The sequence below is a fragment of the Yeguia hominis genome, assembly GCF_014384705.1.
Classification (GTDB): Bacteria; Bacillota; Clostridia; order Oscillospirales; family Acutalibacteraceae; genus Yeguia; species Yeguia hominis.
On record NZ_JACRSN010000003.1, the window covers coordinates 1 to 12,356 of the forward strand.

At 55.1% G+C, this 12,356-nt stretch carries 11 protein-coding genes and 1 tRNA gene; 10 read left to right on the top strand and 2 right to left on the bottom strand.

From position 1 onward, the window contains the following. Nucleotides 1-203: transposase (locus IAG03_RS02450; RefSeq protein WP_249318410.1), on the bottom strand; the 203-nt coding region annotated here is incomplete at its 3' end. A 606-nt stretch (nt 204-809) separates the two neighbouring features. Here IAG03_RS02450 and alaS point away from each other — a divergent pair. The 8 genes from alaS to IAG03_RS02490 all read left to right on the top strand — a co-directional run bounded on the left by alaS (nt 810) and on the right by IAG03_RS02490 (nt 9,157). Then, the gene (gene alaS, locus IAG03_RS02455) at nt 810-3,440 is read left to right on the top strand and encodes an alanine--tRNA ligase (protein WP_249318411.1); all 2,631 of its coding nucleotides are present in this window, start codon (nt 810-812) and stop codon (nt 3,438-3,440) included. A gap of 42 nt (nt 3,441-3,482) precedes the next feature. Further along, nucleotides 3,483-3,821: a histidine triad nucleotide-binding protein gene (locus tag IAG03_RS02460; protein ID WP_249318155.1), complete on the top strand. Its 339-nt coding sequence runs from the start codon at nt 3,483-3,485 to the stop codon at nt 3,819-3,821. A gap of 64 nt (nt 3,822-3,885) precedes the next feature. Beyond that, on the top strand, nt 3,886-4,413 hold the full coding sequence (locus tag IAG03_RS02465) for a phosphoribosyltransferase family protein (protein WP_249318412.1): 528 nt from the start codon (nt 3,886-3,888) through the stop codon (nt 4,411-4,413). Nucleotides 4,414-4,623: 210 nt separating this feature from the next. Further along, nucleotides 4,624-6,924, top strand: a complete 2,301-nt coding sequence (locus IAG03_RS02470; protein WP_249318156.1) for a ComEC/Rec2 family competence protein — start codon at nt 4,624-4,626, stop codon at nt 6,922-6,924. Beyond that, nucleotides 6,924-7,958 carry a DNA polymerase III subunit delta gene (gene holA / locus IAG03_RS02475; RefSeq protein WP_249318157.1) on the top strand — a complete coding sequence of 345 codons (1,035 nt, stop codon included), beginning with the start codon at nt 6,924-6,926 and terminating at the stop codon, nt 7,956-7,958. Before IAG03_RS02470 ends, holA begins: the two co-directional genes overlap by 1 nt. A gap of 15 nt (nt 7,959-7,973) precedes the next feature. Beyond that, a complete protein-coding gene (locus IAG03_RS02480; protein ID WP_249318158.1) occupies nt 7,974-8,588 on the top strand; it encodes a DUF4093 domain-containing protein in 615 nt (204 codons plus the stop codon). Nucleotides 8,589-8,713: 125 nt separating this feature from the next. After that, nucleotides 8,714-8,797, top strand: a tRNA-Leu gene (locus tag IAG03_RS02485). 159 nt (nt 8,798-8,956) lie between these two features. Continuing rightward, a complete protein-coding gene (locus IAG03_RS02490; protein WP_249318159.1) occupies nt 8,957-9,157 on the top strand; it encodes a hypothetical protein in 201 nt (66 codons plus the stop codon). Nucleotides 9,158-10,011: 854 nt separating this feature from the next. On the opposite strand, the gene IAG03_RS02495 is transcribed toward IAG03_RS02490, so the two are convergent. Then, nucleotides 10,012-11,193 carry an aldo/keto reductase gene (locus IAG03_RS02495; RefSeq protein WP_249318160.1) on the bottom strand — a complete coding sequence of 394 codons (1,182 nt, stop codon included), beginning with the start codon at nt 11,191-11,193 and terminating at the stop codon, nt 10,012-10,014. A 203-nt stretch (nt 11,194-11,396) separates the two neighbouring features. Between IAG03_RS02495 and IAG03_RS02500 the strand changes: the two genes are divergently transcribed. Then, nucleotides 11,397-11,762 (top strand): MerR family transcriptional regulator, encoded by a 366-nt coding sequence (locus IAG03_RS02500; protein ID WP_249318161.1) that lies wholly within the window; start codon nt 11,397-11,399, stop codon nt 11,760-11,762. A 306-nt stretch (nt 11,763-12,068) separates the two neighbouring features. Next, complete coding sequence (locus IAG03_RS02505; RefSeq protein WP_249318162.1) at nt 12,069-12,344, top strand: YabP/YqfC family sporulation protein; 276 nt, start codon at nt 12,069-12,071, stop codon at nt 12,342-12,344. Nucleotides 12,345-12,356 lie beyond the last annotated feature (12 nt).

The window sequence follows — 12,356 nt, forward strand, 5'->3', positions numbered from 1 at the left end:
TCGAAGGACACGCCCTTGAGCCGCGGCATATGGAGCGTGACATCGCCGGAGGTCGTGGTGAGGTTCCGGTCATAGTGGCCGCTGCGATAGCCCTGACGGGCCTCGCTGCGCTCGCAGCGGGCCGCCTGCGTCAGGGACTCCGCCTCCTTTTCCAGCAGCTCGTTCAGGGTTTCTTCCGCGCTGCTTCGCACCAATTCCCTGATCTACCCCTTGATTACTTCCTCGTTCAGCTGTACAATTTTCTCGGACATCGTTTGCTGTCTCCTTTCGAATGTTTGTGTTGTGACTTCATTCTACCAGAGCCTGCAAGCGATGTCTTCTTTTTTGCTCGTTTCAATTTGCGCAACTTATCTTACCTTATCATATCGCCCTTGCAAGAATTCTGCGCGTACGCAAAAAAACGCGTGTCGGCTGCGGCAGGCCTTTCTGAAAAATTTGTGTTTTTCTGCTTTTTTGCCGGGGTTTTGCACGTTTGGAAATTGACAAAAAGAAGAAAACCGCTTATAATAAAACCGAATTGTAAAATTGCAAAGACGATGGGGACAAAGAATCGGTTCGTGCTTTTCAGAGAGGCTGTTGCGGAGAATTCCGCGCTGTGAGACAGCCAGGCGGCGGCGGTTCCGGCCATCCTCTCCTGTGGCAAACTGCTGCAGCGTCCTGCGGCGAAGAGCCGCGGCGTTTCCCGCGTTAAGGGGTAAAGTGGCGCGAAAATCGCGCAATTTGGGTGGTACCGCGGATTTCTCCGTCCCATGGCGGCGGGGAAGTCTTATTTTTTTGCAGAAAAGGAGCTGGGCAGGATGCCAAATGAAATGCAGTGGACAGGGCTCAATGAGCTTCGGGAGAAGTTCCTCTCCTTCTTTGAGTCCAAGGGCCATTTGCGGCTGGGAAGTTTTTCGCTGGTGCCGAAAAACGACAACAGCCTGTTGCTGATCAATTCCGGAATGGCGCCGATGAAAAAATACTTTACCGGTGAAGTGACGCCGCCGAGATCGCGCGTGACGACTTGCCAGAAATGTATCCGCACGCCGGATATTGAGCGCGTCGGAATTACCGCACGGCACGGCACGTACTTTGAGATGCTCGGAAACTTCTCTTTCGGGGATTACTTCAAAGAGGAAGCCATTCCGTGGGCATGGGAATTTTGTACGGAAGTGCTGCATATGCCGCAGGACAAGCTCTGGGTAACGGTGTATCAGGACGATGACGAGACCGTCAAAATCTGGACGGACAAGGTCGGGATTCCGGCGGAGCGCATTGTCCGGATGGGCAAAGAAGACAACTTCTGGGAGCACGGCCCCGGCGCCTGCGGACCCTGCTCGGAGATTTACTTTGACCGCGGACCGGAACACGGCTGCGGCTCGCCAGACTGTAAAGTCGGCTGTGAATGCGACCGGTATGTCGAATTTTGGAACGTCGTATTTTCGCAGTTTAACAGCGACGGCAAAGGAAACTACACCTTGCTGGAGCACCCGAATATCGACACCGGAATGGGACTTGAGCGTCTTGCCTGCATTATGCAGGGCGTGGATAACCTCTTCCTCGTCGATACCGTGCGCAATATTATGAAGCACGTTTCCCGGATTTCCGGCGTGGAATACGGCGCCGGAGAAAAGAGCGACATTTCGCTGCGCGTGGTTACGGATCATATCCGCAGCACGACCTTCATGATCGGCGATGGCGTTATGCCGTCGAACGAAGGACGCGGCTACGTTCTGCGCCGTCTGCTGCGCCGTGCAGCGCGTCACGGCCGTCTGCTCGGCATCAAGCGTCCCTTCCTCGCCGAGGTTGCAGAGACGGTCATTGCGGAGAACGAGGGCGCATATCCGGAGCTGCGCGAAAAGCAGGATATGATCCTGAAAATCATCGCAAACGAAGAAGAGAGTTTCTCCCGCACCATCGACAAGGGATTGCAGATTCTCGAATCCTTTATTGAACGCGCGGACACCAAGGTGCTTTCCGGCGACGACGCGTTCCTGCTCAATGATACCTATGGCTTCCCGCTCGATCTGACCAAGGAAATCCTCGCGGAACGCGGAATGACGGTCGACGAAGAGACCTTCCACCAGCGGATGCTGGAACAGAAAGAGCGCGCGCGTGCGGCGCGGAAAAACGCCGGCGCGGACGCCTGGGCGGGCGAAGCGGATCTGCTGGACGATACCGCGGCGACTGCGTTCCTCGGCTATGAGGTTCTGGAAGCAGACGCGAAAATCCTGGCGATGATCCGGGACGGCGAGCGCGTGAGCACCGTGTCCGCCGGAGATGAGGCGGTGTTTGTGCTGGATCGGACGCCGTTTTATGCTGAGAGCGGCGGCCAGGTCGGCGATACCGGCGTCATCGAACACGACGGCGCACAGGCCGGTGTGACGGATACCGTCAAGAATCATAACGGAATTTTCCTGCATAAAGCGACCGTCACGGCGGGCACCTTTACCGTCGGGGATTCTGTCTCGGCAAAGGTTGAGAAAGAACGCCGGATGGCGATTATGCGCAACCATACGGCGGCGCATTTGCTGCAGGCGGCTTTGCGGAAGGTGCTCGGCACCCATGTGGAGCAGGCCGGCCAGCTGGTCAATGCCCAGCATGTCCGGTTTGACTTTACGCACTTCTCCGCGCTGACGGCAGAAGAACTGCAGAAAGTCGAATCGCTTGTCAACCAGGAAATCATGAGCTTTACCGTGGTTGACAGCAGAGAAATGCCGATCGAAGAGGCCAAAAAGCTCGGCGCAATGGCGCTCTTTGGTGAAAAATACGGCAATATTGTCCGCGTGGTGCGCGCCGGAGCGTATTCGCTCGAGTTCTGCGGCGGAACGCATGTGGACAATACCGCGAAGCTTGGCCTGTTTAAGATCGTGTCGGAAGGCTCCGTTGCGGCAGGTGTCCGTCGGATCGAGGCGGTAACGGGTACCGGCGTGCTGGCGCTGCTGGAAAAGGAACAGAAAATCCTGCAGGATACCGTTTCTGCCCTGCGCCTGAACAGCACAGCGGAGCTTGCCGGAAAGGCAGCGCAGATGAGCGCGGATTTGAAAGAAAAAGACCGTGTTATCGAGTCGCTCAATGCGAAGATTGCGGGCATGCAGTCTGCGGGCCTTTTGGATCGCGCGAAAGCGGTCAACGGCCTGAAAGTGATGGCGGCTTCCTTTGGCGGCGCTTCTGCGGATTCGCTGCGCGCAATGTGCGATGAACTTCGCCAGTCGCATGCGGATGCGGTGGCCGTGCTTGCCGGCGTCGACGGTGAAAAAGTAACCTTTGCAGTTGCGGTCGGAAAAGACGCGCAGCAAAAGGGTGCAAATGCCGGAAAAATTGCCCGCGCAGCGGCTCAGGCGGCCGGCGGAAACGGCGGCGGACGTCCTGATTTTGCAATGGCGGGCGCGAAAAAGCCGGATCAGGTCGGCGCGGCGCTGGATGCAGCGGTTGCGGCGGTTGCAGAGATGACGAAATAACGAGATACCCGGAAAAATCGTCAAACGAAAGGGGGAACCGATATGGATTGCATTTTTTGCAAAATTGCAGCGAAAGAGATCCCTTCGAATCTGGTTTATGAAGATGAACAGGTCTGTGCGTTTTACGACCTGGATCCGCAGGCGCCGGTGCATGTGCTGATCATCCCGAAAGCACACATTGCTTCCGCACAGGAGATTACGCCGGAAAACAGCGCGGCGGTTGCGCATATTTTTGAAGTTGCGGCAAAACTCGCGGCGGATTTGGGTCTGGAAAACGGATTTCGAATTGTCAATAATTGCGGAAAAGACGGCCAGCAGACGGTGCAGCATCTGCATTTCCACCTGCTCGGCGGACGTCAGATGCAGTGGCCGCCCGGCTGATCCGGACGGGTACTTGGCGTGAATTTTTGGAAAGGTTGAGTTAGGATTGCAGGACGTATATAAAATGACCATTGCGGGCTGTGAGCGCGAGCTTCCGATTTGCCCGATTAGCGACACGCTGGACATCGCCGGATTTGTGATGTTCGGAGATGTGGAAATTACGGAAAAGGTAGCACAGGCGCTACTTGCAAAGTGCCCGGAGCACGACGTTGTGATCACGGCGGAATCCAAAGGCATTCCGCTTGCGTATGAAATGGCACGGATCGGCTGCCGCCGGTACGTGGTCGCGCGGAAAGGCATCAAAGCCTATATGCGCAACCCGATCCATGTAGAGGTCAAGTCGATCACGACGGATCATATTCAGAAGCTGTATCTTTCAGAGGACGACTGTGCCGCGCTGAAAGAGAAGCGGATCCTGATCGTCGATGACGTTATCAGCACCGGAGAGTCGCTTGCTGCGCTCGAGGAGCTGCTTGCGCAGATCGGCGGCAATGTGGTGGGACGCGCCTGCGTTCTTGCTGAAGGAGACGCCGCAGAGCGCGACGATATTCTCTTTTTGGAGCCGTTGCCGCTCTTCTTCAAAGAAAAATAAACGGGCTCAAAGGCCGCCGATGGGAGAATCCTGTTTGGCGGCTTTTTGGTACGCGGGACAAGCGGATTCTCTGTTCGCGTCCGGAGACGCTTTTACGGGCGCCGGAGGCTGCATAAAAGTGTGCGAAATTTAAAATATGCAACCATACGGCAGCATTTCTAAAAAATGTATTTGGGAAGCAGCCAAAAGCAGGTGGAAAGGAGAGGGCCAATGCGAAAGGTTTGGAACAATCCTGCCGAGCGTAAAAACCCGGCGGCGTCTGCGTCTAAATTGGAGCGGCCGCTGATGCTGATCGGATTTTCCTATCTCGCGGCGCTGCTTGCAGCAGTCGTGTTTGGAAAACAAGCCGCGGTTATTCTGGCAATCGTCTGCATGGCGCTGTGCCTTTTTACGCTTCTTTTCAGACCCACTCGGCTGGGCCGGGTCTTTCCGGTTGTGTTTCTGACGCTTGCAGCTGCATTTTTTGTCTTCTTCGTGTACCATACCCGGTGGATTGCACCTGCGGAAACGCTTGCCGGTGCGGATGCAGAGGTGAGCGGAACGCTCTGCGAGCTGCCGGAAGCGCGGTACGGAAAGTATTACTATGAACTGGATATCGATACGATTGCGCTTGCGGATGCGCCGCATGTTTCGAAACTCCGCTTTTCTTCGAAGCGTCTCCTGCCGGCCGAGCCGTATGACCGGATTACCTGCCGTCTGCATTTTTATCTGCCGGCCAAGGGCGAGGGATATTCCTCACGCGCCTATTATGCGTCCAAAGGCATCCCGATTCTGGCGTATTTAAACGAATTTACAGAACCGCAATACGAACCCGCCGGAAAAAAGCCGCTGTATGCGTATGCGCTGCAGCTTCGGCAAAAGACGGAGAACGCCCTGTTTTCCATGCTGCCCGATGCGCAGGCAGGACTGCTCAGCGGTGTTCTTCTCGGAGACAAGTCGTCGGTTCCGGAAGAGACCATCGACGATTTCCGCCGGGTCGGGGCTTCCCATCTTTTGGCGGTTTCCGGTTTGCATCTGACGGCGCTGCTTGCAGCGCTGATGGTCTTTTTGCGAAAGCTTCACCTGCCGGAACCGCTTTGCGCGGGAATCTGTATGATGGGCGTTGTAGTGTTTATGGCGGTGACCGGGTTTACGGCTTCGGTTCTGCGCAGCGGAATCATGTACTTGATTTTCCTGTTTGCGCAGATTGTAAACCGGAAAGCGGATTCCCTTTCGTCCTTAGGCGCCGCAGTTCTGATTTTGTGCCTGCGTTCGCCGTATGCGGCGGCGGATGTCGGTCTGCTGCTTTCGGTGATGGCGACGCTCGGCATGATTTTGTTTTCCGCCCGGCTGCAGAACTGGATGAAAAATTGGGTTTCGCCGGAGAAGCGGCCGCGCGTTCTGCGGCGCGTTTTTGAGGTGCTGATTTCGGTGCTCAGCGGAACGTTGGCGTCGCTTGCGCTGACGCTTCCCGTTACGATTCTCCTTTTCGGCGAAGTTTCCCTAGTCGCGCCGGTGTCGAATTTGTTTTTGCTGGAGCCTTCCTCCTGGATGCTGGAGCTGACGGCGGTTTCGGCAATCCTTTATCAAATTCCGTTTGTCGGCGCTGTTTTGGCTCCCGTTTTTGCGGTGCCCGCCGGATGGCTTGCGTCGTACATGATGTGGATTAGCCGAACGCTTGCGAAAATTCCCTATGCCAGCGTTCCGACAACGTACGGATTTGTCCTATTTTGGCTGGCGGCGACTGCGCTGCTGGCGGGTCTTTGTCTGCTTCTGTCCGGCGGTGTGCGCATGCGCCGGATCGCGGCTGTGCTTTCCGTTTGCATTTTGGCCGGTGGAATCGGGTCGTTCCTTCTTTCCAGAGCCGGCACGACACGGATTGTGATCGCGGACACCGGAAATGAACTCTGCGCAGTCGTCTCGAAAGACGGAGAAGGCGTCCTGATCGGCTGCGGCGGCTTCTCCGAAAAAACGGCACAGACAATTTTTTCGGAAGCGGGCGTGCGCAGGCTGCGCGGAATCGCAGTGCTGGAGGACAGCTATCAGGAGTATCAGACAGCAACGGCCATGCTGGAAGAAGATCCGTCTTTCCTGATGCTTCGGCAAGGCGTTTATCTCGACGGATATACGGAGCGCAATTTGCGGGATCGTGCAGAAGCGGCGGGTTGTGACTTGACAGATACCGCTCCGTTATGGGATGATAAAAGCGTAACCTTCCTGGAAGCCGGAAAAGGATCGGCGGTGCTTCTGCATACGGATGCTGCAGACATCCTGTTCTGCGGAGCGCATGCAGACCTTTCTTTGCTGTCGGATGCGGCTGCCTGCGCCGATGTGCTGGTCTGCACGGAAACTGTGGAGCATGCATCCCGATGCGCGCCGGCCTATACGATCCTCAGTGCGTACCGGGATACCGCAGAGGCGTGGATGCAATCCGCCGGAGAAAATTCCGGATGGATGACGGCAACCGGCGGGGAAGGCGACCTTGTCATCACACTCAAAGAAGAAACCTATACGATCGGAAGGGAACGCTGATGCCGGAAATTTCAGAAAGCGAACTGAAAAAACAGATCGATACCATGCGCCTGGAGCGCTTATATGTCCTGTTCGGGGATGAGTCTTACTTTGTTGCGAAACACGCGGAACGCCTGATTGCCAAAGCGGCAGGGCAGCAGTTCCCGGATTTTAATTTGCAGCGCTTTTCCGGGCTGGATGTCTCTATCGATGCCGTGAGCGACGCCGTCGCGACGCTGCCGTTTTTGGCGGAACGAAAATGCGTTGCGGTGCGGAACTGGAACCCGGAGGCCTTTTCTGCGGAGGAGACGGCCAAATGGAAAAAGCTGCTTACGGAAATTCCCGAAACCACCGTACTGGTTCTATATAGCCCGGCCATCCGGGTGGAACGAAAAAAATCCGCCAAATGGAAGTCGTTTTTGACGCTTGCCGCCAAAAACGGCGCGGTAGTGGAGTGCAAAAAACGCGATTCTGCGGAGATCGAAAAGCTTCTGTGCGCATATGCGGCCAAGCAGGGCTGCACGCTGTCTAGACGGGAGGCAGGGCTGCTGATGGAGCTTTGCGGCAATGATCTGCAGACGCTGTTGCATGAAACGGAAAAGCTTTGCGCCTATACCAAAGAAGGCGAAATTACACGCGAGACGATTGACCAGGTCGCGGTGCGCAATGCGGAGACAACCGTGTTTCTGCTTGCCAAGGCGCTGGTTGCGGGCAACAGCGACCGGGCGTATGCGCTGCTCGAGACCCTTCTGCAGCAGAATGAAAAGCCGGTGACGATCCTTGCGGTGCTTGCCTCGTCGTATCTGGATTTGTACCGTGTGAAGGCGGCTCTGGAAGGCGGAGGCGGCGCGGAGCTTCCGGCCAAAGTATTTGACTACCGCGGAAAAGAGTTCCGGCTGCGCGCTGCGGAGCGCGACGTGCGGGGCGTTTCGATGGAAACGCTGCGCGCAAGCCTGCAGGCGCTTTTGGAAACGGATCTGGCGCTCAAGTCCTCGGCGGCCGACGGACGGATCCTTTTGGAAAAACTGTTTGCAAGGCTCTTTTTGCTGCGATAAAAGGGAGGGCGCATTGTGCTGCGAATCAAAGAAGCGGTCATCGTAGAGGGAAAATACGACAAAATTAAGCTTTCGTCTCTGATCGACGCGCTGATTATCGAGACGAACGGATTCGGCATTTTTAAAGACCGGCAAAAGCGCGCGCTGATTCAGCGGCTTGCCAAAACAAGGGGCATCCTCGTGATTACAGACAGCGACGGCGCAGGATTTGTCATTCGGAACCATCTGGCCGGACTGGTTCCGCCCGGCACGGTGAAGCACGCCTATATTCCGGAATTGCGCGGCAAAGAAGCGCGAAAGGAGAAGCCCTCAAAGGAAGGATTACTCGGTGTCGAGGGCGTGCCGAAGGAGGTTTTGCTGCAGGCGCTGTCTCGCGCCGGCGTATTGTGCGAAGACGGCGCGCAGGAAACCTGTGCGCCGAAAGCGGCCATCACAAAGGGCGATTTATACGAAGCGGGACTCACCGGCAGCGAAAACAGCGCGGCACGCCGCCAGAAATTGCTTGCTGCTCTGCAGCTTCCGCAAAAGCTTTCGACCAACGGGATGCTTTCGGTTCTCAATTTTCTCCTGACCCGCGAGGAATTTTGGGCGCAGATTGCGTCGGTTTTTGGAAATTCTACAGAAAAATGAAAAATACTACTTGACTTGAATCATGATAAATGCTATAATAAATCTCGCTGATTCGGTACTGGATCGAAAACGGATCCTTTCTGACGGCGGAAAAGGTGGAGCGGCGATTCAGCTTCCACGAATATGCGCGAGTGCTGGAACTGGCAGACAGGCACGTTTGAGGGGCGTGTGTCTACGACGTACGGGTTCAAGTCCCGTCTCGCGCACCAGATGATGGAACCTCTGTATCCAATGGATGCAGAGGTTTTCGTTATATTCGGCCGTGCTGCCGCGCATTTGACCACCTATCAGAAGAAAAAAGGCGCCTTCCCGTAGAAATGTCTATGAGAGGGCGCCTTTCTGATAATGGAATTGGATAGAATTTATGGATGCTCGTTTTTCATCCGGTCACATGGAATATTCTGCTCGCAGTCATTCCGGATATTGCACAGACCTTGCTGGTGCCTGTCGCCACGTGGATGTCCGTTATGAGCCAGAGCAGCACCAATCGCGCTATCGTAGTCTGGTGCATTGCGGCTGCCATTTATGAGAAGAAACACATGCCAAAAGAATGGATACCGGCGGACTGATAATCCCGCAAAGAGCAAGGTCCTGAGAAAACTTGATAAACTGCAAAAATCAAACCATGTAAACGCAAGAATTGCCCCAATTTAGGATGCAGGCTCCGCCCGCCGGTGATTCCCATGAAATCGATCCATTCGGAAACAAAAGAAGCATCGATCGCGCAGGGGACCGTTTCGCGGATGCGTTTGATTTTTGTGTAAGCGTTCAGGGGGACTCCTCAGTGCATGCGCTTTTGCGGCCCGACAGATCGGTGCGGCGGTTTTGCAAGAATCGATCGTGCTGATTTTTCTAGTTGTCGTTTAAATAAAAAACGCAGTCCGTGCGGCGAAATGCCGGGGAACAGCAAATGAAACGTTGCGAGAATGGATGCCACCATTCGTTACGGCACAGGAAAGCGGAGCGCGCTGCAATCTGCATGAACGCAAGGAATTTGTCTGCTATAAAACCGCAGGAGAGCTTGAAAGCAGCCTCGATTGGCGCAAGGTTCCGCCAGCGGCGGTCCCCAATGCCGATTTCGCATTTTAAAAGTGGAACCCGGCGAATCATCATACGATCATACAGAAAAAGAAAGCAGGCTCTGCAGGGACGCATTCAAAAGCGCCGCAGAGCCTGTTTTGTTTGCATTTTTGCGGAATGTCGTTTCACGTTCGGTGCGAATCGCCGAACGATCCGGCCATTTTCCGCGCGCCAGATGCACCCGCCGGGTGCGCCAACGGAAGTTGTTTTTCGTGTGTGCAGCCGCCGTACCCCACCGGGGGCGTCTGCATTTGCCGTTTTATCGAGCAAGCGCCGTAGCAGGAAAGGGCTGCCTTTAAGAACTAGCGTTCAAAAGACAGCCTGTGTTTGGAAAAACAAAGCCTTACCGTGCCGGTTCCAGCTTGCTGATCTCGGCCATCAGCTGATGAATCTGTATGCCCTGCGGACAGTGCTGCTCACAGGCAAGGCAGGAAACGCAGTTGTGCGCCTGGGCGCTTTCCGGAATCTCCGCGTAAGCCTTCTGGAAGGCTGCTGTTTTTTCGAGGCGTTCCGCTTCGTCCTGCGTGGCGTTTGGCAGCAAGCTTTTGACCGCGCAGGTGTTATAGACGGAAAAGACCCGGGGAATATCGACACCTGCGGGACAGTCCATACAATACCGGCAGCCGGTACAGGGAACCGCGCGTTTTGCAAGATAGGCAGAGACGGCGTTTTGCAGCACTTCCCGTTCCGCCTCGCTGAGCGGTTGGAACGCGCCGACGGTCGCGAGGTTATCTTCAACCTGCGCCGGAGTGCTCATGCCGCTGAGCACGGTAAGCACACCGGGCAGAGAAGCGGCAAACCGGATGGCCCAGGAGGCGACGGAATGCTGCGGGTCGGCAGCGTGCAGAATGTTGACGGCCTCATCGCACAGAGAGACGAGGGTGCCGCCTTTGACCGGTTCCATCACGATGACCGGGACATCGTGCGCGACAGCACAGGCGTAAAGCTTTCCGGCGCCCTGGCCGTCCCAATCCAGATAGTTGAGCTGGATTTGCGCGAAATCCCACTTGCGTGCCTGCATCAGGTATTCAAAGGTTTCCAAATTGCCGTGGAAGGAAAATCCGAGATTGCGGATCCGTCCGGCGGCTTTTTCTTCCAGCAGATAGTCGAGGACGCCGGTTTTGAGATAGGTTTCTTCAAAGTGCGCAATGCTGGCAGCGTTGTGCAGCAGGTAGAAATCAAAATAGTCTACGCCGCAGCGCTGGAGCTGTTCGGCAAAGATCCGTTTGCCGTCCTCGAGCGAATGCACAATTCCCATACACCCGGGCATCTTATCTGCGAGATAGAAGCTTTCCCGCGGATATTTTTTCAGCGCGTGGCCGAGAAAGGTTTCGGACATTCCTTCGTGATACATATAAGCGGTGTCAAAGTAGTTGACGCCCCGCGCGTAGGCGCGGTCAATCATGCTTTCTGCAGTGGAGATGTCGATGTCCGGCTTTTCGTCGTTCAGGCGCGGCAGACGCATGCATCCGAATCCGAGAAGCGAAATGGGTTTTCCGGTCTTTTTATAAATTCTTGTTTCCATGCGATCGAAACTCCTTCTGTTTTTTGTTAATTTAATCATACAGCTTAAAGTTCACTTTAAGTCAAGCGCAAAAATGATTTTCAGAAAAAATTACAGTTGAAGTGAACTTTAATCAGTGCCCGGTTTTGTTGTTTTGTCGATTGACAGAACGGAACCCGTGCCCTACACTATAGAGAAAGAACGCTTTTTTGGAGTGGATGATCATGCAAGGGTACAGCATTTCGGAAGTTGCACAGCGGTTTGGGCTTCAGCCGCACACGCTGCGGTATTATGAAAAAGAGGGCATTCTGGCGCCGCAAAAGACCGCCAAAGGTGTGCGGGTCTATACCGATGCGGACCTTGATCGGCTGAGTATGATCTGCTGTCTGCGCGCGACCGGCATGCCGATTAAGGACATGCAGCAGTATTTTGCGCTTTGTGATGCAGGCGACGGAACCATTCAGGAGCGGCTGGAAATCTTTGAAGCGCACCGGCGGCATATTTTAGCGGAAATCGAGGAGATGAAGGTGCATCTCGATAAAATCGAAAAGAAAATTGCCTGGTACAAGGGCGTTCATGGCGTGAAATAGACAGTGCTGCGAATGTTTTGCCGCCTTTTTGCATAGAACTTAATAGCTGCGAACCGGAGGCGCAGATGCGCCTCCGCTTTTTATGTGCGGCGGCATTCTGGTTCGGTGTCCCCAAAGACAGAATGCCTCAAAAACAGCGTAGAAAAGGGGAGACGCAGCGGTCTTTGCTGGAAAACAAACCATGAGAGTCAAAGGTTCTGCAGGCTGGGCCGGTCCAAAATGATGCGGAAAGCGGATGCCAGCCGGGCAGCACGCAGAACTGTGTGTTGCATCGGGGCAGTGCGGCGCGCAAAAAGGAGGGCAAGTGTGGCAGAAAAAACGAAAAGCCGGGATGGACGGCGCAGACAAGGACTGCAGCTTCGGCCGCCGGTTGCGTTCAGCGGGCTGCGGATGGAACTTTTCGGAAACCGGCAGGCGGTGATCGAAGGCTGTTCGGGAATTTTGGAATATGAAAGCGAGCTTGTCCGGGTGCGTGCGGGAAAAACCATCCTGCGGATCAAAGGGCGGGGGCTTCATATCAAATGTATGGACAGTGCGTCCCTCGTTGTGGAGGGCGTTCTGCTTTCTGTAGAATACACATGACAGGTGGTGCGT